Below are 21,726 nucleotides of genomic sequence, written 5' to 3' on the forward strand. Positions count from 1 at the left end.
GGTGACCCTATCGGCGGGCGGGTGCTTCGGGAAGCCGCACACCCGTCCTGGGCTCGCGGTCGTCGGAGCGGTCCAGGCTCTGTACGGCACACGGTCGGCCTGTGCAACTGCCGCCAGACGGCAGTTGCACGGACGCGGGTGCGACGCGCCAGGGAGGTCCGCCGCCTCATCGTGGTCACCGTTGGCGCGGGGCGGCGGGGAGCACAGCCCCCGCCTGTCCGTCGTGCTCGCGGTGCCAAGTCGCTGCGGCGGATCGTCCGGAGGCTCCAGTGATCAGTCAGCCGGGCTGCAGGCCGCTTCCCGCGCCCCTGCTTCCCGCACGGCCCGGCCGCCCTCAGCCGTCCGACGGCATCCCTGCGACGGAGGCCACGGCCCCGCAGTCGTCCGATGGGAGGACGAACCGGCTCCACCCCGTCGCCTAGCGTGAGACCGCCGCGCTCCCGGAAAACCCCCGTACCGGGGGCGCGGCATCCCCCCGCCGGTCCTTGTTCAGCTGGGTCACCGCGATGGTTCAACACCCGTGCTGATCATTTGCACCGGGTTGAACACCCGCACCATCGCCAAAAAAAACGGGCTGCGGCATAGTGGTCTGCGCCGCCGGGAACCGACGGAGTTCGGCGAAGCCGGACGTCAGGACACCTGGACCGGCCGAGTAACCGTGGGCAGGGCTGCGGCCGAACAGCCTGATCGCGACAGTCGAGAACGACACCACCCAGCCGTGCGGCGCGCGCCGCCGTGCATGTCCGCGCGCCGCCCAGACCGACGCAGCGCCAAGCCCAGGGGGAAGCAATGGCCTTCGAGCTGACCGGCTACCGCAACCTCGGCGATGCGTTCGCCGCCCGCGTCGCCCAACACCCCGACAAGACCGCGGTCACCATCTACCGCAACTCCGTCGAGGCCGTGCACGAAAGCCTCAGCTACGCCGAACTCGCCCGCCGGGCCGGCCTGCGCGCCGCCGACTTGGCGCAGCACGTGGCCCCCGGCGAGCGCGTCCTCATCGCGCTGCCCACCGGCACCGAGTTCGTCGAGCTCTACCTCGCCTGCCTGCTGGCCGGTGTCACCGCCGTGCCCGCCCCGCCGGCGACCGGCTCCACCAGCGCTGCCCAGCGCGTCGCCGCGATCGCCGCGGACTGCACACCGGGACTGGTGTTCGGCACCGCCGGGGACCTCGACACCCTCACCGAGCGCTTCCACGCGCAGGGCCTGGGCCACGTACCCGTCCGGGCCGCCGCTCCGGTGCCGACCGGTGAGGCACCCCCCGCGGCGCTCCGCGGCCGCCACGCCGACCAGGACACCCTCGCCGTCCTCCAGTACAGCTCGGGCTCCACCGGCACCCCGAAGGGCGTGATGCTCGCTCACCGCAACGTCCAGGCGAACCTCGCGGCCCTGCACTCCGTCATGGGCCTGGACGGTGACGATTCGTTCGGCAGCTGGATGCCGCTGCACCACGACTTCGGTCTCTTCGTCCAGCTCAGCTGCGCACTCTTCTACGGCGCATCAGCGGTCCTGATGCCGCCGGCGACGTTCGCCCGCAAGCCCGTCGAATGGTTCCGGATGATGAACGAATTCCGGACCACCGCCAGCTCCGCCCCCAACTTCGCGTACGGCGTCGCGCTGCGCCTCATCCAGGACGAACAGCTCGACGGGCTCGACGTGTCACCGCTGCGCTTCCTGTGCAACGGCTCCGAGCCGATCCACGTCCCCACCATCGCCGCGTTCACCAAGCGATTCGCACAGATCGGCCTGCGCCCCGAAGCCGTCGTCGCCGGCTACGGCATGGCCGAGGTCACCGTCTACGCCAGCGGCACCCCCATCCCGCGCCAGCCGACCGTCCTGGTCGTCGACCCCCGGCGCCTCGCCGACGCCGACCACCCGGCGCTGGTTCCCGCTCATGACGGCCGCGGCAAGGAGATCACCGGCGTCGGACGTCCCAAGGCCTTCGACACCCTCATCGTGGACCCCGCCACCCTGCGCCGCCTGCCCGCCGGCGAGGTCGGCGAGATCTGGCTGCGCGGCGACAGCGTCGGCCGGGGCTATTGGGACAAACCCGACCTCACCGCCCGCACCTTCCACGCCCGCCCGGCCGGCGAGGACGACACCGGACCCGGCTGGCTGCGCACCGGCGACCTGGGTGCCCTGGCGGACGGCGAACTGTTCATCACCGGCCGGCTCAAGGAGGTGATGATCGTTCACGGCCGCAACCTCTACCCGCACGACCTCGAACACGAGGCCCGGGCCGCCCATCCAGCGCTGGAGGGGTTCGTCGGCGCCGCCTTCGGCGTCCAGGCCCCTGATGAGCGGATCGTGCTGGTGCACGAGGTCAGCCCGACCCTGTCGGCCGAGGAACTGCGCGCCGCCGCGGCGGCCGTCATCCGCCGCCTCACCGCCGCCACCGGTGCGCCGATCCGCAACGTCCTGCTGGTGCGGCGCGGCAGCGTCCACCGCACCACCAGCGGCAAGATCCAGCGCGCCGAGATGCGCGACCGCTTCCTGGCTGGAGCGATCACCGCCCTGCATGCGGAACTCGAGCCAGGAGTAAGGCAGTTGACCGCAGCAGTCGAAGCCGTGTGACGCCCGTCCGCACCGGCACCGCCGCGCCGCGACGCGTCACGCCGTAGTCCTCGACGATGCTGAGGAGTTCCCCGCCGAACTCCGCGCCGCAGTCGACACCTGCGGCCTGCCCGCCCCCTTGGTGCCCACCCGCGAGCATCCGGCGTATGTGATCGCCTTGTGCTTGGCGGCCATCTTCGTCACGGTCGAACGGTGCTTGCCCGCAAGGGACTTGAGCATGGCCGTCGCCATGACGCACTGCAGTCGGTGCAGCCGGAGGACGTCTCGTCTGCGTAGCGGATGCAGCGAAGCCTGCGATATGACGGATCGCTGGGATCCGCGCTCGGCAGGCTCACCATCCACTGACGCGGCGTCCGGGCTTGGGCTCGGTCGCCGCGCCGGCGGGCTTTCGCCGGCAGATTCTGCAACTCCAGGTAGGCCGGGTTCCTGGCCCGGCGCTCTCCACGGGTGTATTCCAGGATCAGAACTTCTCGACGAATTCGTCCAGCCTGTACAGGTAGATGTCGGACAGGACCGGGGAGGCCACTTCGCCTTGCGGCGCTCCGGAGAGAGTGGCACCCCATTTCCAGCCCTCCAGGTATCCGGCTGTCAGCATGTTGCGCACCAGCCGGTGGGATCGCGTCGAGCAGGGGCAGGAGCACTGCGGTAGACGGTGGTGCGGCCGAGCCGGGAAGGGCCCGATGGACGTGCAGCCAGGCCCGTCAGCGGAAGGAGCCGTCCTGTGCGGGACCGGGTGAGCACGAGGCGGACTGGTAGGCGGTGTGTCACGCCCCCGGTTCGTGCGTCCTGTCGGATCGCCCCGAGATGGACCACGGTTCGCATGCGAGCCGAAGGCCACCACGGCACGTCAGGTCGTGCGCGTTCTCTCCGGCCGAGCCGGTCCGGCTCGGCCACGTGGGTCCGTGACTCGCGCGCCCGGGGCGGCTGCTGAGCCCCGGGGCCGGCACCGGACCGGTCAGACGCTCCCCAGGACGACGACCGCGTTCTGGCCGCCGAAGCCGAAGGAGTTGCTCACGGCCAGCGGGACCGGAGCCTGCCGGGCCGTACCGTGGACGATGTCGATGCCGGCGGCATCCGCGTCGGCGGAGCCGAAGTTGGCGGTGGGAGGGATCACCCCCTGGGCGATCGACAACGCGGTGAGCCCGGCCTCGATCGCCCCGGCCGCGCCCAGCAGGTGGCCGGTCACCCCCTTGGTCGAGGTGACCGCCGTGCCCTGCCCGAAGACCCGCTCGATAAGCCGGGCCTCGATGGCATCCCCCTGGGGGGTGCTGGTCGCATGGGCGTTGACGAGCGCCACGTCCGAAGCCTGGACGCCGGCGTCGGCGAGCGCCTGCCGGAGGGCGACCTCGGCCCAGTGGCCGTCGGGCGCCGGTGAAGTGAGATGGTAGGCGTCGGAGGTCGAGCCGTAGCCCAGCAGCCGGGCGTAGCCGCGCCTGCCCCGCGCCGCGGCGTCCGCCGCCCGCTCCAGCACCAGCATGGTCGCGCCCTCGCCGAGGACGAAGCCGTCGCGCCGCTCGTCGAACGGCCGGGAGGCACCGGCCGGATCGGCCGAATTCCGGGAGAGCGCCTTGAGCCGGTCGAACGCGGTGGCGATCAGCGGCGTCGAGATCGCCTCGGTGCCGCCCGCCAGCACCACGTCGCAGCGGCCCGCGCGGAGCAGGTCCAGGGCGTGCCCGAGGGCGGTGGTACCGCTCGCACAGGCGGTGGCGACGCTCAGCGAGGGCCCGTGCAGACCGAGGTCCATGGCCACCGTGCCGGCGGCGATGTTGGAGATGGCTCGGGGCACGGTCAGCGGGTTGACCGTGCGAGCACCGCGATCCCGCAGGCGTTGCCCCTGCTCTTCCCAGGTCTGCTGGCCGCCGACGGCGGTGCCGAGGACGACCCCCACCCTGGCCGGGTCCCAGCATCCGTCGGCCGGTTTCGCGTCTGCGACGGCCGCGCGGGCTGCGGCGACGGCGAACTGGGTGAAGGGATCCATCCGGCGGGCCTCGACGCCGAGGACCAGCTCCGGGTGGAAGCCGGTTACCGCGCAGCTGAAGTCGACGGCCAGGCCCGCCAGTCGAGGGTCGGCCGCCGCCGTTGACTGCCCGGCGCAGACGGTCTTCCAGGTCGTGGCGGTGTCGGCCCCGGCCGGCGTGACCATACCGATCCCGGTGATCACGACCTCGGGGTGGCGGACTCCCGCTCTGCCGGTGCCGGTCATGCCGGGACGACCGCGCCCTGCGCCTCCAGCAGCGCGGCGATGTCGGCCACGGTGGTCTCCGCGGTCAGGCTCTCCTCCTCGACGGTGACGCCCAGGTCGTCCTCCAGCTGGGCGCCCAGCTCGGCCAGCGACAGTGAGTCGAGTTCCAGGTCGCTGAACGTCATGGTCGGCTCGATGGTCACGGAGACCTGGTAGGTCGTGCTGAGGATGGTGCACAGGTACTCGAACATGCTGGCTCCCTTACGAGCGGTGTGACATGGTATTGGCCTGACTCAGAACTCTGAGTGCACGGACCGAAGTTGCGGCCAGATGAGGGCGGCCGAACCCCAACTCAGACCACCGCCGAAGGCGGTGAGGACGGTGCGGGCGCCGGGGGCCAGCTGACCGGTGGCCAGCGCGGCGGCCAGCGCCAGCGGGATGGAGGCGGCCGAGGTGTTGCCGACCCGGGCGATCTCGCAGACCGCGTTCCCGGATGGCACGCCGAGCCGCTCGGCCACCGCCTGGATGATGCGGCCGTTCGCCTGATGCGGAACCAGCGCGCCGACCGCCTCGGGGCTCCAACCGCAGTCCTTGAGCACCCGCGAGGTGGACGCCGCCATCTGCTCCACGGCCCGCAGGTACACCCTGCGGCCGGCCATGCTGAACCAGCGCGGGCCGTCCGGCTGTTCGCGTTCGCCGGGAACGTGGATGAGGTCGCGGCCCGAGCCGTCGGCACCGAGGTCGAACGCCAGCAGCGCGCCCGGCTCGGCCACAGTGCCGCGGCGCAGCACCACCGCGCCCGCGCCGTCACCGAAGATCACGGCGGTGCCGCGGTCCATCGGGTCGACGATCCGGGAGTAGAGCTCGGACGCCACGACCAGGACGCTGTCGACCACCCCGCTGGTGATCAGCCCGGCCGCCACCGCCGCGGCGTAGACGAACCCGCTGCACACGGCGGAGACGTCGAACGCCGGGACCTGGCCCAGGCCGAGGCGGTGGGCGACCTCCGGTGCAGCGGCCGGGCACGGGCGGTCCGGCGTCGTGGTGGCCAGCACCACGCCGCCGACCGTATCCAGCCCGGCGGAGCGTAGCGCGTTGGCGCCGGCCTCGCAGGCCAGGTCGCTCATCGACACCCCGGCGGCCGCCCGGCGCCGGGCGGCGATGCCGGTGCGGGTGCGGATCCACTCGTCGGTGGTGTCCAACCGGGCCACCAGCGCGGCGTTGTCCATCTCGGTGACCGGCAGGCAGGTGCCGAGGCCGGCGAGTACGGCGGCCGGAAGGTCGTGGCCTCCCCAGGACGATGGCGCGGATCCTGCGGCGGGCATCGGGCTAGGCACTGTGCGACGTCAGCCGGACCGGCCAGGACTCGGGGCCGTGCGCGGAGCAGAAGGTCTCGTGGTCGCGGTAGCCGCTGCGCACGTCCTCGTACCCGGTCAGTGACCGGAAGCCAGGCAGCTCGGCCGGTTCGCGCCGGTGGACCGGGGCGTCGGCGCGCAGCCATCGCCATTGCACAAAAGGGCCGCCGTGTGAATACAGTTCCGTGTCGACCACGTCGACGTGCGGTGGCGGCTGGATCGGCTCAGTCTGCACGCGATGCCTCGCAGGGGTCTCAGGTTTGAATTCACGATGGCACGCCGTTTCACACAGCGTCAAGGTTTTCCGAGGGCGCCCGTGCAGGGCATTCGATTCTTTGACCCGGTTGTCCGGCAGGCCTGTTCAAGTACCGCCACGGCGCAGTTGAACACCGGCGGCGAGGTACCGCCGGCCGGTATCCCGGGCTGCGGCGGCGTGTCGAGCGCGCGGGAGCCGGGCGACTGCATCCCCTGGCCGTACGGAATTGTTCCGGGAAGTTCGGCAGCGCCGAGGCGAATTCTCGGGCGGTGGAATCGATGTCGTGGTGACCGGGACGGCGGGTAATTCCGGAACCGGCGGGCCCTCGAGTGTGCGAGTGGGATTCCGACGGCATGCGATCAGCTGCCGCGAACCACTGGTCATCCCTCCTCGACTGGGTCATGGTGACTGGCGGCCACACGTGGCGGGGAGTCGTGCGTATCCGGGACGGGTGCGGACAAGACGTCGGCGGACCGGGGTTACGGGGCAGTCGTCCTGATCGCGTCTGCGTGTCTGCGCCGATCGGGCGAACCTCTCGGCACCGGCACACCAGGACGTGCCGTTGAGGCGCGCCGGTGCTGGAGGTCACGGCGGAAGAGGTGTGCGCCGCCGACGGCGCGTCGACCGGCCTGCGTGGCTCGATCACCGCGGCGGATCTGTTCGGGGCCGAGTCGACCCAGCGGCCGGCGGAGCGCCTGCCGCGCCGGAGGTGTTCAACTGTCGCACTGCCGCAGTTGAGCTGCACGGTCCAGCGCGGTGGTAGAGCAGATCGCGGGACGACTGCCCTGTGTAGCGTGCAAAGTATTGATCGACAGTGCCCGACGGGCCATTCTGCTGATGCGGCACGCCTGTTCCGTGAGCTGGCCGCCGCCCGTCGGTGTCTTCGAGCCCAGGTTCTCGTGGTGCTTTCGCGTAGCGAATTCCGCACATTCGTTGCCGCGTTCCGGTGAGTGGGCGCGGGTTGTTCGCTGATGCCCGGTTGATGGTGTCGTTTTCCCCGAAATGGAGAAGTGCAGATGGCTGACGAGCAGTTGTTCCTGCGGTCGAAGGTCATTATCGAGCCGTTGGTGGACAGGTTCGTGGCGCAGCCGCACACGATGGCGCCGGTGCAGGCGGCGATGAACCTGGCGTTCCTGCACGTGCCGCTGCTGGAGTCGTATCTGCAGTCGCCGCAGGTCCACGTCGCGGCGAGCAACAACCCGGAGCTGCGCGGCGGTTACTTCATCAACATCCCGGAGGAGCGCGCCGACGAGGTGCGCGAGCTGCTGGCGACGATCAAGCGCGACCGGGCCGACATGCTGAAGTTCGCCGAGGCGATCGCCGCCGGCCAGGAGCTGCTGCGCGCCAACGCCACCGGCTTCGACCTGACCCCGCTCTACCCCAAGCTGCCCGACGAGCTGGGCGGTCTGGTCGAGCTGGCCTACGACACCGACAACCAGGCGCAGCTGCGCTTCATGGAGCCGGTGCTCTACCGCAGCCCGTACTACCAGGAGTCGCGCCAGTCGGTGCAGCTGTCCTTCGAGACCGGCATCGAGCGCCCGTTCATCCTGAGCACCCCGCGGCTGCCCTCCGACGACGTGCTGGAGCTGGACATCCCGTTCCGGCACCCCGGTCTGACCGAGCTGTTCAAGGCCCGCGTCAAGCCGACCACACTGGCCCACCTGCAAGAGGCCCTGGAGCTGAACGACGAGCAGGCGGCCGTGCTGCGCACCATGCTGAGCGAGACTCCGAGCCTGAACGAGGACCGCCACATCGCGTCCGGCGGCCGGATCCGCTACTTCGGCCACGCCTGCCTGGTGCTGCAGACGCCCGAAGCCGCCATCGTCACCGACCCGTTCATCAGCGCGGACAGCGACAAGGACGACCGCTACACCCTGGACGACCTGCCGGACTACATCGACCTGGTGCTGATCACCCACGGCCACCAGGACCACATCGTCATGGAGACCCTGCTGCAGCTGCGCGGCCGGGTCGGCAAGATCGTCTGCCCGCGCTACTCCCGCGGCAACCTGGCCGACCCGTCGATCGCGCTGATGCTCAAGCACCAGGGATTCGACGTGGTCGAGGTCGACGACTTCGACGAGGTCGAGTTCCCCGGCGGCAAGATCACCGCCACCCCGTTCCTCGGTGAGCACTGCGACCTGGACATCCGCGCCAAGTCGACCTACTGGGCCGAGCTGGCGGGCAAGAAGATCTTCATCGGTGCCGACTCCTCCGGTATCGACCCGAAGCTCTACCGTTACATCAAGGGCCACCTGGGCACCGCCGACCTCGCCTTCCTCGGCATGGAGTGCGACGGCGCCCCGCTCACCTGGCTCTACCAGGCGCTGCTGACCATCCCGGTCACCAAGAAGATGAGCAACTCGCGCAAGCTGTCCGGCTCCAACGCCGAGCAAGCGGCCGCGATCATGGTCGAGCTGGGCGCCAAGGAGGCGTACGTCTACGCCATGGGTGAGGAGGACTGGCTGGGCCACGTGATGGCCACCACCTACACCCCGGACACCTACCAGATCAAGCAGATCGAGGAGTTCCTCGGCTGGTGCAAGGAGCGCGACATCCCGGCCGGCCACCTGTTCAAGCAGCAGGAGTGGCGCTGGTAGCAGGCCGAGCCTGACCGCGGGCCCCAGGCGATCCTCTCACTGAATTCCGCTCTCAGCCCCTCCGGAGGTATTCCCATGGCTGTGCACGACATCGCCTATGTCGAGCTGTACACAAGAGACAAAGTGGCAGCCGTCGACTACTTCGTCTCCGCCATGGGGTTCACCCGGGTGGCAGATGCGGTTGAGGCGGAGCAGAGTTCGGTGCTCCTGCAACAGGGCGAGGTTCGCCTGGTGGTCACCTCCGGACGGGGGATCGTCAGGTTCCTGGAGCAGCACGGCGACGGCATCGCTGACGTTGCGCTGACCTGTGACGACGTGGCGGCGACCGCTGCTGCGGCGACCGCCGCCGGCGCCACGATGACCCGCTCCGCGCAGGGCGCGCCGGTCGTGTCCGGCTTCGGAGACGTCGTGCACACCCTGCTTCCGGCCGATCCGCTGGTGAACGGCCTACCCGCCGGGCGCAGTTGGGTGCCCACGCCCGGGGGCGCCGGTGAGTCGGGCAGCGGCCGGATCGGCGGCCTGGACCACATCGCGGTCTGCCTCGAAGGCGGCACCCTGGAGAAGTACGCCGAGTTCTACCGCGAGGCCTTCGGGCTGTTCCGCTATTCGTCGGAGTACGTCGCGGTCGGCGACCAGGCGATGGACTCCATCGTGGTGCGAAGTGATTCGGGCAGCGCCATCTTCACCCTGGTCGCCCCGGACCCGGGCAAGGAGCCCGGGCAGCTCGACAACTTCCTGGAGCGCAACGGCGGTGAAGGGGTCCAGCACCTCGCCTTCCTGACCGGGGAGATCATCCCCGCGGTGCACGAGAGCCGCGAGCGGGGCGTGGTGTTCCTCGACACCCCGGACAGCTACTACGACATGCTCGGCGAGCGGCTTCCGGGCCTGCGCGTGGAGATCGAGGAGCTGCGCGAGACCAAGGTCCTGGCGGACCGCGACGAGTGGGGCGACCTGCTGCAGCTCTTCACCCGCTCGCCCTACCCCCGCAACACGCTCTTCTTCGAGCTCATCCAGCGCAACGGCTCGCGCGGCTTCGGCAGCGCCAACATCCGCGCCCTGTACGAAGCCGTCGAGCGCGATCGGCTGACCGCAGGATGAGATCCGCACTCCCCGAGGCCGCCGATCTGTTCACCTTGACCGACTACGAGGCAGCCGCCAAGGCGCGTTTCGACCAGGGGATTTGGGATTTCATCGCCGGCGGAGCCGGCCAGGAGCGTACCCTGGCGGCCAACCTGGCGGCTTTCGATCGGGTGCGGCTGCGGCCGCGGGTGCTGACCGGAGCGGGGCTGCCCGAGACCAAGACCACGCTGCTGGGCCGCAGTTGGTCGGCGCCGATCGCGGTGGCGCCGATGGCCTACCACACGCTCGCCGATCCGGAGGGCGAGGTGGCCACCGCGCGGGCCACCGGTGCGGCCGGCCTCCCGCTGGTGGTGAGCACCTTCGCCGGCCGGACCTTCGAGTCGATCGCCGAGGCCGCCACCGGTCCGCTCTGGCTGCAGGTGTACTGCTTCCGCGACCGCTCGACGACCCGCCGCCTGGTGGAGCGGGCCGAGCGGGCAGGCTTCGAGGCGCTGGTGCTCACCGTGGACGCGCCCCGGCTCGGCCGTCGGCTGCGCGACCTGCGCAACGGCTTCCGGCTGCCGGACGGGATGGTGCCGGCCAACCTCACCGGTGGCGACTACGCCTCCCCGAGCGCCCACGCGCTCACCGAATTCGATCCCGCACTGGACTGGTCGGTCATCGAATGGCTGCGCGAGGTCAGCTCACTTCCCGTGCTGGTCAAGGGAGTTCTGAGTACAGTCGACGCCCGGGCGGCAGTTCGCGCGGGGGTCGACGGCATCGTGGTCTCCAACCACGGCGGCCGCCAACTGGACGGCGCCCCGGCCACCCTCGACGTGCTGCCGGGGATCGCCACGGCGGTCGGCGGCGCCTGCCCGGTGCTGGTCGACGGCGGCATCCGGCGCGGCACCGACGTGCTGGCCGCACTGGCGCTCGGCGCCGACGCGGTGCTGCTGGGCCGGCCTGTGCTGCACGGCCTCGCCGTGGCCGGGGAGCACGGCGCGGCGCACCTACTGGAGCTGATCACTGAGGAGTTGGTCGAAGCCATGGCACTCACCGGAACCCCTTCGGTCGCCGAGACGGGCCCGGGCCTGGTCGGCGCCGAGCCCGCCACGGCCGTGCCGAGCCCGGCGCCGGCCGCGCTGTCAACGGGGCTGCGCAAGGCCGAGCTGCACGGCAGCGTCAGCGACCCGGTGCTGGACACCATGAACTTCCTCAACGAGGTCACCATCCGCTACCCGCAGGCGATCTCGTTCGCTCCCGGCCGCCCGTACGACGGCTTCTTCGACACCGAGCAGATCTTCACCCACCTGCGCCGCTACCTGGACCACCTGGAGGAACAGGGGGCGTCCCCCGCCCAGGTCCGTTCCGCGCTCTTCCAGTACGGCCCGACCAGCGGCCAGATCCGCGAGCTGATCGCCGACTCGCTGCGCAAGGACGAGAACACCGACGTCGCCCCCGAGTCCATCGTGGTCACGGTGGGCTGCCAGGAGGCGATGTTCCTCGCGGTGCGGGCACTGATCTCCGGCCCCGAGGACGTGCTGCTGGTCTCCAGCCCCTGCTACGTGGGGATCACCGGCGCGGCCCGGCTGCTGGACATCACCCCGACCGCCGTGCCGGAGCGCGAGTCGGGCTTCGACTGCGCCGACCTGGAAGCGGCGATCCTGGCCGAGCGGGCCCGCGGCCGCCGCCCCCGGGCGTTCTACGTGATCCCCGACCACTCCAACCCGTCCGGCACCACGATGCCGCTGCAGACCCGGCTCGACCTGCTCGACCTGGCACGGCGCCACGACATCCTGCTGCTGGAGGACAGCCCGTACCGGATGGTCAGCCCCGGGCAGCAGCTGCCCACGCTGAAGTCCCTGGACCGCCACCGCAGCGTGGTGCAGCTGGGCTCGCTCTCCAAGACGCTCTTCCCCGGTGCCCGGGTCGGGTACGTGGTGGCCGACCAGCCGGTGCTGGACGCCGACGGTCGCACCGGCCTGCTGGCCGACGAGCTCACCAAGATCAAGAGCATGATCACGGTGAACACCTCGGCCGTCAGCCAGGCCGTGGTGGCCGGCATGCTGCTGGCCGCCGAGGGCCGGACCTCCGAGTTGAACACCGAGACCGCCGCCTACTACGGCGACGCCATGCGGGTCACTCTGGAGGAGCTCGCCAAGCAGTTCCCCGCGGCCGAGCGGGAGGCCCTCGGGGTGCGCTGGAACGAGCCCAGCGGTGGCTTCTTCCTCAGCCTGACCGTCCCGTTCCGGGCCGACAACGCGGCCCTGATCCGCTCGGCCGAGGAGTTCGGCGTGATCTGGACGCCGATGTCCTACTTCTATCCCGACGGCGGCGGCGAGCACGCCGTCCGGCTGTCGGTCAGCTACCTGACGCACCAGGAGATTGCCGACGGGGCCGTCAGATTGGCGGAGTTCATCAGGACCGAGGCGGCCCGCGGCTGAGCCGTCCTGCCGGGTGGTCCGCGGCGAGCCGGTTCCGTGGCTGAAGAAGCCCGGGCAGTGCCGGCCCGCCCGGTCGGCAACGTCGCGGTCCACCGCACCGGTTCGCCTCGGCCGAGGCGCACCGCCCGGACGTGCTGCTCAGGGGTGACCTCCGTGGCTCGTCGCCGGCGCGGAGTGGCTACGCGAGCGGATCGCCGAGCTCTCCGCCCGGCTGGGCGAGGCCGAGCAGGAACTGCGAGTTGTCGATTCCCGTCCTGCGGGCCGCCTTCAGCGGGATCCCGACCGGGACGGCCGTCCTCGGCACCCCGGTCTGGGTATCGGTTGCCTGCCTTTTCGGGCCGAACGAGGTGGTGGCCAGCCAGTCGCTCCTGCAGAAGCACGGATTCACGATCGGGGACCGGGTCACGCTCTACCTGAACGGCGAGCAGCAGACGGTGACCATCGTCGGTGGGCCGGATGCCCCCAACCCGCAGGCCTTCAGCACGGCGGTCAACAGTCGGACCACGCCCCAACTGGTCCTGCCGGCACTGGCAGGCGTCGTGATCGCGGTCTTGGCCGCGCTGCTGCCGGCCGGCTCGGCGGCACGGCAGTCGATCGCCACGGTGCGGCGCCAATGCCGGTGAAGCGGCGGCGCTCCTGCCACCACGGGGAAACGCCCGGTCAGTACTTGTCCAGGAATTCGATGATCGCCGCGTTGACCTCGGCCGGCCGCTCCAGGTGCCCCAGGTGCCCGGCGTCGGGGATCTCGACGAAGTCGCAGTCGGGGATGGCGTCGGCCACCTCGGAGACCAGGTGCGGCGGGCAGATCAGGTCGTCGGCGAAGGCGATCGCACGGCAGGGCGCCGTGATCGCGCGCAGCGCCTCGCGCCGGTCGCCGTCCTGCGACACCCAGGCCTGCCCGTCGGCGGTTTTGCTGCTGCTGCCGGTCAGCTCCAGGATCTCCAGCCAGGAGCGGATGGTGGCGTCGTCGTTGAGCGAGGCGGGGGAGAGCATCTCCAGGACGGTGCGGACCGCCTCGTACCTCGGCGGCAGCCGGATGCCGTTCTCCTGCATCAGCTGCTCGCTCTCCTGCATCGCCCGGCGCATCACGTCGGCCCGGGCCCGGGCCGACATCAGGACCGCCGAGCGCACCAGATGAGGTGCCTCGATGGCCAGCTCCTGGGTGATCATCGCGCCCATGGAGTACCCGACGATCCGGCACGGGCCGAGGTCCAGCGCTTCGATCAGGCCCTTGGTGTCGGCCACCATGTCGGCCAGCGAGTACCTTCCGGCCGGCGCGTCGGAGTCGCCGATACCGCGGTTGTCGAAGATGACGGTCTGGTAGCCGGCCCGGACCACGGCCGGGGTCTGGTGCATCGTCCAGACGCGGCCCGCGGCCCCCGAACCCATGATGAAGAGGACGGGTTCGCCCTGGCCCGAGCGCTGGTACGAGAGGCGGACGCCGTTGGTACTCACCTGGGGCATGGCGTGGGGACTCCTGGACGAGAGGGAATCGAGGGGGAGGCGGCCCGCCGACACGGCTCCGCTCTGTCCCCCACCTTGGCACCGCGTCGCGCTGGTGATCAATACACGGCACTGGCAAGGCCGTTCGGGCCATGTGCAACCCTGCGTCCGGCGCGGTCGAACGGCGGCCGCGGATCTTGTCGCCCTCGAACCGCGCGGCGGCGTTCCCAGGGCGGCTCCGGTCCCGGACGGCCGCGGCGGCGGGCTCGGTCGTCCCAGCTGTGGCACAGTCGCCACATTCACCTTGGCACCGTGCATTCGTGTCGATCAAGACCGATGCCGGGCTGCCCTCGACGCCTGTCCAACTGATGCCCAGCCGCACTTGCACGGTAGTGGCACGTCGGCGGTCGGTTGACGCCGGATCGGCGCCCCGGGCAATAGTGGGTCGCGGTGGGGTCGGCCGGTCCACGTCAGGGCCGCGGAGAGGACGACGTGATGACGAATCCGTTCGAGGACCGATGCCGTCGGGACTTCCCGGAGGCCGCTTCGGTGACAGACGGAAGCGGCCTCCGGGCGTTTGCGCTGCCGGCGCCGAGTCGCAATGAAGCCACGACCCGTGCACCCCGAAGCTGCGGGCGGTGTTGAACGCGTGATATCGCCGGATGCGTGCTGCTGGCCGGTTTCGGGCGCTGTGCCTGCTGTGTGTGAGATATGTACAGGGAGGAGGCCTGACCGAAGCACGGCGGGCATTCCGGGAGCAGGCGCGAGGGGCTGCGGCCAAAGGATTCGTCCGGGAGAGGCTCGCCATCAGTCCGGCGCGAGTCGCACCGTCCAGGGGGTCGCAGCGCTACTCAAGCGCCACGGTCGGGTCCATCATCCGCAGCCGCGCGGGTCGGTGTTGCTTGCGGGGGCTGCGGATGAATGAAGAGCTGACAAACAGTCAACTGACAACCTCGGAAGGTTGACGATCCATCCGACGTCGTGCGTACGGGATTTCTGGAAGGACGGTTCGGTGACCGCTCGACAGTTCCCGGAGCGAAAGCGATGATGAGGGCATAGGTATGTGGCTGAGACATGTCCTTGAAGGTTGGCCCCGCATCTTGGCGATGGTTCGGAGCGATCGAGCGGGAACGACGCCCTGAGGACGTGGCAGGCGCTTCGCTGACGTCTGGGCGGTCGGCACCGGTGCGCCTGACTCAGCTTGGAGTCGCACAACAACGGGGGCCATTTTGAATCAGACTGGCGGAGACCTGATAGCAACGGTCGTGGTTCCGATCACCATGCTGCAGGTGGGAGAGTCGCCGCGCACCGGCGGTCGGAACGAGGAGCACGTCGCCAGACTGGCGGAGCTGGACGGGCCGCTCCCGCCGATCCTGGTCGAGCGGCAGACCATGAGAGTGATCGACGGGACCCATCGGCTGCTCGCGGCGGTCTCCAAGGGCCTGTCGGCCATCGAGGTGGAGTTCTTCGACGGCAGCAGTGCCGACGCATTCCTGAAGGCGGTGGAGGCGAACGTCACCCATGGCCTGCCGCTCTCCTTGGCCGATCGGCGGGCGGCGGCCGAGCGGATCGTGACCTCGCACCCAAACCTGTCCGACCGGACGATCGCGCGGACCGCCGGGCTCGGTGCCAGGGCGGTGGCGGCGATCCGCCGGCGGGTGGCGGAGACCGCGGACCAGCCGCAGGTCAGGGTCGGTCGGGACGGCAAGGTCCGCCCGCTGAACCGCTTGGAGGGCCGCCGTCGGGCTGCGGAGCTGATCGCCGAGCGCCCGGGCGCCTCGCTGCGCGAGGTCGCCAGGCTGGCCGGCATCTCCCCGGCGACGGTCAGCGACGTCCGGCGCCGGCTGGCAGCCGGTGAGGCGCCGGCCACCGGGGCGGCGAGTGACGGCACCGTCAGCGTGGTGTTCCCGAATCAGCGGACCCGTGCGACCGCGACCCGGCGGATACGGTTGGTGCGGTCGGACCCGGCCATGGTGCTGGAGAAGCTGCTGCGCGACCCGTCGTTGCGCCACAAGGAGGAGGGCCGCCAGCTGCTGCGCCTGTTCCAGCAGAACGCCATGGGGCTCAAGGAGTGGTCCGAACTCACCGCTGTGGTGCCCACCCACTGCACCGCCCTGGTGGTGGACTTAACCCGGCAGTTCGCCGAGACCTGGCTGGAGTTCGCGCAGCAGCTGGATCAGCGCGTCCGAGTGGTGGACCGGGCTGCGACCGGCTGACCGGCGTTCCGCTCCGGCTGCCGTGGCGCTCCCGTAGTCCCCCGGCCTGCCTGGCCGGCCGTCAGGTCCAGTCTGCCGATGCGCGGTCTGATCACCGGTCGTCCCGTTCGGCTGGTAATCCGGGCCGTCCGAGGCGACCAGGACTTCGGGGACGAGCGCCTCCAGGGCGAACACCCCGTTCCGGCCGGTCAGTTGTGCGAGGTCCGGAAGTGCCGCAGCTGGCGCGCCGACTCATCTGCAACCCCAGCTGGTGAGCAACAGGAAAGCCCGAGCTGCGATCTGGGGACCAAGGGGGGACCAGGTTCTGATCCTGTCGTCTCGACTGCGAAGTCGGTTGTGAGAGCGGGCACTTGGGCAACCGAGTGCCCGCTCTTGCTGGTTTTCGAGGTGGGTTTTGGTCTGCGGTCGGTCCCGAGCCGGTCTCCGGGATTGGTCGTGGATGCGTCGCTGCCCCTTGCCCCGGCTGCTGACGTGCGGCGGGATGGTCGTCGATCTCAAGGAGCAGTGCGGTACCTCCTTGCCGCTTTGCCGGAGCGAGGCGCGGCGGTGCAGGGGCTCGTGGCCGAGGCCGCGGGCGGCCTCGTTCCGTCGCGTAGGACGATGGTGCTGATGCGGCCGCCGCGCGGGCCGGCAGGGGCGGGTCCCGGGGGCGCCGCGGGTGGCCTGCGAGCGCCGCCGCCCGAGGAGGCGCAGCGGCACGAGTCCGGCCTCGAAGGCGCGCGCGCGGGAGATCTCCTCGGCCGGGTCATTCCGCCAAGTTGGCCGGGCGGCCGACGGGGTGCGTAGGTGGCCCGGCCCCCGAACTGGGGTGTATCCAGGTACACTCCCGGGGCGGTCGGACGCCGGCGCCGGACGGATCCGCGGCGCGGCGGCAGAGCGGTCCGGGAGCCCGGCGGTGCGTCCAAGTGACGCGGCATCGCAGTTGAACACGGTCGGCCCGGTGCTCGGATGTGTCCAAGTGCTGTGCGTCGGCGAGCTATTGATCGACCGGTGGCCCGCGGGCCATCCTCCTCGGAGAGCACTCCATGTGTGCGGTGCGGCGGTCGGGTCTCCCGTGCGGCTCTTGCGGGCCCAGCCCAGAACGGTCATCGATCACCAGCCGATGAGGAAGGCGGGCCCATGCCGCGGCAACTCGACAGGCCGACCGCGCTTTTCATCAAGGCTCAGGCCGATCCGCCTGAAGGCGCAGGCAACCGCCTGACCGCCGAACCCGAGAAGGGACACTACGGTGACCAATCCGTTCGACGACCCCGATGCCAACTACCTGGTCCTGGTCAACGATGAGGGCCAGCACTCGCTGTGGCCGGTCTTCGTGGACGTGCCCGCGGGCTGGGACAAGGTCTTCGGGGAGGCGCCGCGCCAGGACTGCCTCGACTACATCGAGGAGAACTGGACCGACATGCGCCCCAAGAGCCTCATCGAGGCCATGGCGAACAACTGACCCGGTCGGCCCTGCCGACAGGTCAGCGCGGAGGCCGTTTTCGCGCGTCGTGCTCAGGCGCTGCCGCAGCACGGGTACCAGTGCGGAAACGGCCTCGCTGCGGCGTGACATCGACTCACCGAAAGGCTGAACGACGTGTTCGTACCCGTGCGTCTGATTCGCAGCAAGAGCCGTTCCTGGGGGTGGACCTTCCGATGACCACGAGCACGAGGTTGCCGAGTACCACCCTGTCGGCCCGTCCGACGCAGGAGCGGAAGGCACCTGCCGCCGCCCGCATCGTGGGCGTCGGCACCGCCAACAGCGGCACCTCCTATTCGCAGCCGGAACTGCTCGACATCTTCAGCATCACGGACCCCAAGGTCCGTTCCGTGTTCCTGAACAGCGCGATCGAGCGGCGCTACCTGACCGTCCCCGAGCGGGACGCCGATGGCAACGTGATCACCGAGCTGCAGGGCGAACTGCTGGCCAAGCACAAGCGCCTCGCTCTGGAGATGGGGGCCCGCGCGGTGCGCGCGTGCCTGGAGGACGCCGGACTCGAGCTGTCGGACATCGACTACCTGTGCTGCACCACCACCACCGGTTTCCTGACGCCGGGCCTGAGCGCCCACCTGATCCGGGAGATGGGGATCCTGCCCCGGACCAGCCGGATCGACGTGGTCGGGATGGGCTGCAACGCCGGACTCAACGCTCTCAACGCGACCGCCAGTTGGGCTGCGGCGAACCCGGGCAGGGTCGCCGTCCTGCTGTGCGTCGAAGCCTGTTCCGCCGCCTACGTGATCGACGACAGCATGCGCACGGCCGTGGTCAACAGCCTGTTCGGCGACGGTGCGGCCGCGATCGCCCTGGTCGCAGACACGCCCGACACCGGCTACCCCGCGCCCGACGTGCCGCCGGCCGCCGGCAGCCCGCGGATCCTGGGCTTCGCCAGCCACCTGATCACCGACGCGATCGGCGCGATGCGCTTCGACTGGGACGACAGCCAGGGGAAGTTCAGCTTCTACCTCGACCCGCACGTGCCCTACGTGGTGGGTGCCAACGCGGAGCAGGTGGTGGACCGCCTGCTGTCCGGCGCGGGGCTGCGCCGCAGCGACATCAGCCAGTGGCTGATCCACTCGGGTGGCAAGAAGGTCATCGACGCGGTCCGCGTCAATCTCGGTCTCACCCGCCACGACGTCCGGCACACCGTCAGCGTCCTGCGTGACTACGGCAACCTGTCGAGCGGCTCCTTCCTGTTCTCCTACGAGCGGCTGCTCCAGGAGGGCGTCTGCCAGGCCGGCGACTACGGCGTGCTGATGACCATGGGCCCCGGATCGACGATCGAGACTGCGCTGGTGCAGTGGTGACGGAGAATCAGATGAAGAACGGCAAGAGCGCCGCGAAGACCGCCGACGTCCAGCCGGGCGACGAGGACCTGCTCCTGAGGATCGACGGCAGCCAGCCCCTGTCACTCGAGGCGGCCGCCGCGGTCAACGCGGTCTGCGACACCGCCGAGGACCGCGGCGGCCGCGGCAAGGTGATCGTCCAGGTCTCCGGCGCCCCCACCGGCAACTGGGCGGGAGACCTGACGGTGTCGCAGGTGAGCAAGTGGGAGCGGGCGCTGCGCCGGCTGGAGCGACTCCCGGCCAGCACGCTCGCCGTCGCGGACGGCGACTGCGGCGGTATCGCCCTGGACGCCCTGCTGGCCACCGACTACCGCATCGCCACCGGTACCGTGCGCCTGACCGTGCCGGTCGGCGACGGCGCCACCTGGCCCGGCATGGCGCTCTACCGGCTCGCGCAGCACGGCTCCGGCGCCGCCGCGATCCGCCGCGCGGTACTCTTCGGGACGCCGATCGGCGTGGCCGACGCGCTGGCCCTGCACCTGGTCGACGAACTGGCCGACGACCTGGACAGCGCCCTCGCCAACGCGTCCCTGCGCGCCGGCGCCGTGCCCGGCACCGAACTGGCCATCCGACGGCAGCTGATGCTCGACGCCGCCACCACCAGCTTCGAGGAGGCGCTCGGCGTCCACCTCGCGGCCTGTGACCGCGCGCTGCGCCGGGCCTCGGTCGGGGCGGCCTCGTGACCGTGGCCGAGACCGGGGTCGACGTCCGGGGGGACCTGCACGCCGTGCGCGCGGAGTTGGGGCTCGCCCGCACCACGCTCACCGAGGCCGCCGAGCACACCGAGGACCTGCTGAGCATCCTGCCGGTGCCCGCCGACCGGACGCCCGAGCAGCGGGCCGAGGCGGCGGCGGCGCTCGACGCCGTCCGAGCCCTGCGCGCCGCGTTCCTGGACGCCCACGTCGACGAGGTCTACGACGAGCTCACCGACGGGCGGACCCGGTACCTGCGGGTGGCGGAGCTGGCCGAGGCCGCCGCGAAGGCCTTCCCCGGACTGGTGCCGGGCGCCGACCGGTTGGCCGTCGAGCGTGCCAACGTGCAGGCCGAGAAGGAGGGCCTGGAGATCGACCAGGGCATCTTCTTCAGCAAGGTGCTCGGCTCCGCCCGGTCCGGCTCGCACCTGATGGACGCCATGCTGCGCCCCACCCCCCGGGCGCTTGGACTGCTGCCGGAGTTCACCGAGACCGGCTTCGCCGACCTGGGCTCCGTCCGCCTGGAGCGCACAGGCGCGGTGGCCCGGCTGACCATGTGCCGGGTGGACTCGCTGAACGCGGAGGACGACCAGCAGATCGACGACATCGAGACCGCCGTCGACCTGGCCCTGCTGGACCCCTCGGTGGAGGTCGGGCTGCTGCGCGGCGGCGAGATGACGCACCCGCGCTACCGCGGCCGCCGGGTGTTCAGCGCCGGCATCAACCTCAAGTCCCTGCACCGCGGCGGGATCTCGCTGACCGACTTCCTGCTGCGGCGGGAGCTCGGCTACATCCACAAGATCCTGCGCGGCATCCGGCTGGACGGCACCGGCTGGCGTCCGTCGGTCGTGGAGAAGCCCTGGACCGCGGTGGTGGACTCCTTCGCCATCGGCGGCGGCATGCAGCTGCTCCTGGTCTTCGACGAGGTGCTGGCCGCCTCGGACGCCTTCTTCAGCCTGCCCGCGGCGGCCGAGGGGATCGTCCCCGGGGCCTCCAACTTCCGGCTGAGCAAAGCGGTCGGCCCCCGGGTGTCCCGCCAAGTGATCCTCGGCGGGCGGCGCCTGTGGGCGACCGAGCCCGAGACCGCAGGCCTGGTCGACGAGGTCCACGAGGCCGACCAGCTGGACGCCGCCGCCGAGCGCAGCGTCCAGCGGCTGCGCGGCCAGGCGGTGCTGGCCAACCGGCGGATGCTCAATCTCGCGGACGAGTCGGTGGATGAATTCCGGGTATACATGGCGGATTTCTCGCTGCAGCAGGCACTGCGCCTGTACAGCTCGGACGTGATCGACAAGGTCGGTCGGTTCTCCGCCCCCAAGCGGGCCGGGGCCGATGACTGACGATCGGGAACCACGGGTCCGGTACGAGAAGAAGGACCACGTCGCCCGGATCACGCTCGACCGGCCCGCCGTGCTCAACGCGATGGACCTGCGGATGCACGAGGAGCTGGCCGCGGTGTGGGACGATGTCGAGGCCGACGACGAGGTCCGAGTCGCGGTGTTGACCGGCGCCGGGGACCGCTCTTTCACGGTCGGCCAGGACCTGCGCGAGCGGGCCCGGCTGGACCGGGACGGCGTGCCGCGGTCGACCTTCGGTAGTCGCGGCCAGCCCGGCTGGCCGCGACTGACCGAGCGGTTCGAGCTCTCCAAGCCGGTGGTCGCCAGGGTCAACGGCTACGCACTGGGCGGCGGGTTCGAACTCGCCCTGGCCTGCGACCTGATCATCGCCTCCGAGCAGGCGGTCTTCGGACTGCCGGAGGCCACCCTCGGCCTGGTCCCCGGTGCCGGCGGCGCCTTCCGGCTGGCCCGGCAGATCCCGCTGAAGGCCGCCATGGGCTACCTGTTGACCGGCCGTCGGATGACGGCGTCGGTCGCGCTGGGGTTCGGCCTGGTCAACCAGGTCGTCCCGGCCGACCGGCTGGACGCCTGTGTCGACGAATGGGTCGCCGACCTGCTGCGCAGCGCGCCGCTGGCGGTCCGGGCCATCAAGCAGGCGGTGATGCGGTCGGTGGACATGCCCCTGGAGGACGCGTTCACGGCCGAGTTCGACTGGGAGCAGCGGCGCCGGTTCAGCGAGGACGCCGTCGAG

The 21,726-nt window shown here is 70.8% G+C and carries 17 protein-coding genes; 11 read left to right on the forward strand and 6 right to left on the reverse strand.

What is annotated here, in order from left to right:
• Positions 1–789 precede the first annotated feature (789 nt).
• Positions 790–2,571 carry a fatty acyl-AMP ligase gene (locus tag LN042_RS33365; RefSeq protein WP_230055193.1) on the forward strand — a complete coding sequence of 594 codons (1,782 nt, stop codon included), beginning with the start codon at positions 790–792 and terminating at the stop codon, positions 2,569–2,571.
• Positions 2,572–3,031: 460 nt separating this feature from the next.
• Here LN042_RS33365 and LN042_RS38170 read toward each other — a convergent pair whose 3' ends face one another.
• The 5 genes from LN042_RS38170 to LN042_RS33390 all read right to left on the reverse strand — a co-directional run bounded on the left by LN042_RS38170 (position 3,032) and on the right by LN042_RS33390 (position 6,265).
• Positions 3,032–3,175, reverse strand: a complete 144-nt coding sequence (locus LN042_RS38170) for an RNA-dependent RNA polymerase family protein (protein ID WP_230055194.1) — start codon at positions 3,173–3,175, stop codon at positions 3,032–3,034.
• Between the two features lie 351 nt (positions 3,176–3,526).
• On the reverse strand, positions 3,527–4,774 hold the full coding sequence (locus LN042_RS33375) for a beta-ketoacyl-[acyl-carrier-protein] synthase family protein (RefSeq protein WP_230055195.1): 1,248 nt from the start codon (positions 4,772–4,774) through the stop codon (positions 3,527–3,529).
• Positions 4,771–5,004, reverse strand: coding sequence for an acyl carrier protein (locus tag LN042_RS33380; protein ID WP_230055196.1), 234 nt, complete (start codon positions 5,002–5,004; stop codon positions 4,771–4,773). Before LN042_RS33380 ends, LN042_RS33375 begins: the two co-directional genes overlap by 4 nt.
• A gap of 42 nt (positions 5,005–5,046) precedes the next feature.
• On the reverse strand, positions 5,047–6,078 hold the full coding sequence (locus tag LN042_RS33385) for a beta-ketoacyl-ACP synthase 3 (protein ID WP_230055197.1): 1,032 nt from the start codon (positions 6,076–6,078) through the stop codon (positions 5,047–5,049).
• A gap of 4 nt (positions 6,079–6,082) precedes the next feature.
• Positions 6,083–6,265, reverse strand: a complete 183-nt coding sequence (locus LN042_RS33390) for a hypothetical protein (RefSeq protein ID WP_230055198.1) — start codon at positions 6,263–6,265, stop codon at positions 6,083–6,085.
• Between the two features lie 1,115 nt (positions 6,266–7,380).
• On the opposite strand from LN042_RS33390, the gene LN042_RS33395 reads away from it, so the two are divergent.
• The 4 genes from LN042_RS33395 (at position 7,381) to LN042_RS33415 (ending at position 13,090) form a co-directional block, all read left to right on the forward strand.
• Complete coding sequence (locus LN042_RS33395; protein WP_230055199.1) at positions 7,381–8,964, forward strand: MBL fold metallo-hydrolase; 1,584 nt, start codon at positions 7,381–7,383, stop codon at positions 8,962–8,964.
• Positions 8,965–9,039: 75 nt separating this feature from the next.
• Positions 9,040–10,062, forward strand: coding sequence for a 4-hydroxyphenylpyruvate dioxygenase (hppD, locus tag LN042_RS33400; RefSeq protein ID WP_230055200.1), 1,023 nt, complete (start codon positions 9,040–9,042; stop codon positions 10,060–10,062).
• On the forward strand, positions 10,059–12,467 hold the full coding sequence (locus LN042_RS37510; RefSeq protein ID WP_283843993.1) for an aminotransferase class I/II-fold pyridoxal phosphate-dependent enzyme: 2,409 nt from the start codon (positions 10,059–10,061) through the stop codon (positions 12,465–12,467). The genes hppD and LN042_RS37510 overlap by 4 nt, the downstream gene beginning before the upstream one ends.
• 239 nt (positions 12,468–12,706) lie before the next feature.
• Positions 12,707–13,090: a hypothetical protein gene (locus LN042_RS33415; protein WP_230055201.1), complete on the forward strand. Its 384-nt coding sequence runs from the start codon at positions 12,707–12,709 to the stop codon at positions 13,088–13,090.
• A 37-nt stretch (positions 13,091–13,127) separates the two neighbouring features.
• Here LN042_RS33415 and LN042_RS33420 read toward each other — a convergent pair whose 3' ends face one another.
• Positions 13,128–13,931, reverse strand: a complete 804-nt coding sequence (locus LN042_RS33420; RefSeq protein ID WP_230055202.1) for an alpha/beta fold hydrolase — start codon at positions 13,929–13,931, stop codon at positions 13,128–13,130.
• Between the two features lie 1,268 nt (positions 13,932–15,199).
• On the opposite strand from LN042_RS33420, the gene LN042_RS33425 reads away from it, so the two are divergent.
• The 6 genes from LN042_RS33425 to dpgD all read left to right on the forward strand — a co-directional run.
• Positions 15,200–16,126 (forward strand): helix-turn-helix domain-containing protein, encoded by a 927-nt coding sequence (locus LN042_RS33425; protein ID WP_230055203.1) that lies wholly within the window; start codon positions 15,200–15,202, stop codon positions 16,124–16,126.
• 1,228 nt (positions 16,127–17,354) lie between these two features.
• Positions 17,355–17,567: an MbtH family protein gene (locus tag LN042_RS33430; protein ID WP_230055204.1), complete on the forward strand. Its 213-nt coding sequence runs from the start codon at positions 17,355–17,357 to the stop codon at positions 17,565–17,567.
• A gap of 194 nt (positions 17,568–17,761) precedes the next feature.
• A complete protein-coding gene (gene dpgA / locus LN042_RS33435; protein ID WP_230055205.1) occupies positions 17,762–18,910 on the forward strand; it encodes a 3,5-dihydroxyphenylacetyl-CoA synthase DpgA in 1,149 nt (382 codons plus the stop codon).
• A complete protein-coding gene (dpgB, locus tag LN042_RS33440) occupies positions 18,907–19,632 on the forward strand; it encodes an enoyl-CoA-hydratase DpgB (RefSeq protein WP_230055206.1) in 726 nt (241 codons plus the stop codon). The genes dpgA and dpgB overlap by 4 nt, the downstream gene beginning before the upstream one ends.
• 44 nt (positions 19,633–19,676) lie before the next feature.
• Positions 19,677–20,978, forward strand: coding sequence for a (3,5-dihydroxyphenyl)acetyl-CoA 1,2-dioxygenase DpgC (gene dpgC, locus LN042_RS33445; RefSeq protein WP_372495865.1), 1,302 nt, complete (start codon positions 19,677–19,679; stop codon positions 20,976–20,978).
• The coding region (gene dpgD / locus LN042_RS33450) for an enoyl-CoA-hydratase DpgD (protein ID WP_230055208.1) at positions 20,971–21,726 on the forward strand (756 nt) is incomplete at its 3' end. The genes dpgC and dpgD, both read left to right, overlap by 8 nt.

The organism is Kitasatospora humi (genome assembly GCF_020907985.1).
GTDB lineage: Bacteria > Actinomycetota > Actinomycetes > Streptomycetales > Streptomycetaceae > Kitasatospora > Kitasatospora humi.

Coding starts and splice junctions, on each gene's coding strand:
- LN042_RS33380 (WP_230055196.1), bottom strand. CDS start 5,004: ATGTTCGAGTACCTGTGCACCATCCTCAGCACGACCTACCAGGTCTCC.
- LN042_RS33385 (WP_230055197.1), bottom strand. CDS start 6,078: ATGCCCGCCGCAGGATCCGCGCCATCGTCCTGGGGAGGCCACGACCTT.
- hppD (WP_230055200.1), top strand. CDS start 9,040: ATGGCTGTGCACGACATCGCCTATGTCGAGCTGTACACAAGAGACAAA.
- LN042_RS37510 (WP_283843993.1), top strand. CDS start 10,059: ATGAGATCCGCACTCCCCGAGGCCGCCGATCTGTTCACCTTGACCGAC.
- LN042_RS33375 (WP_230055195.1), bottom strand. CDS start 4,774: ATGACCGGCACCGGCAGAGCGGGAGTCCGCCACCCCGAGGTCGTGATC.
- LN042_RS33365 (WP_230055193.1), top strand. CDS start 790: ATGGCCTTCGAGCTGACCGGCTACCGCAACCTCGGCGATGCGTTCGCC.
- LN042_RS33420 (WP_230055202.1), bottom strand. CDS start 13,931: ATGCCCCAGGTGAGTACCAACGGCGTCCGCCTCTCGTACCAGCGCTCG.
- dpgA (WP_230055205.1), top strand. CDS start 17,762: ATGACCACGAGCACGAGGTTGCCGAGTACCACCCTGTCGGCCCGTCCG.
- LN042_RS33395 (WP_230055199.1), top strand. CDS start 7,381: ATGGCTGACGAGCAGTTGTTCCTGCGGTCGAAGGTCATTATCGAGCCG.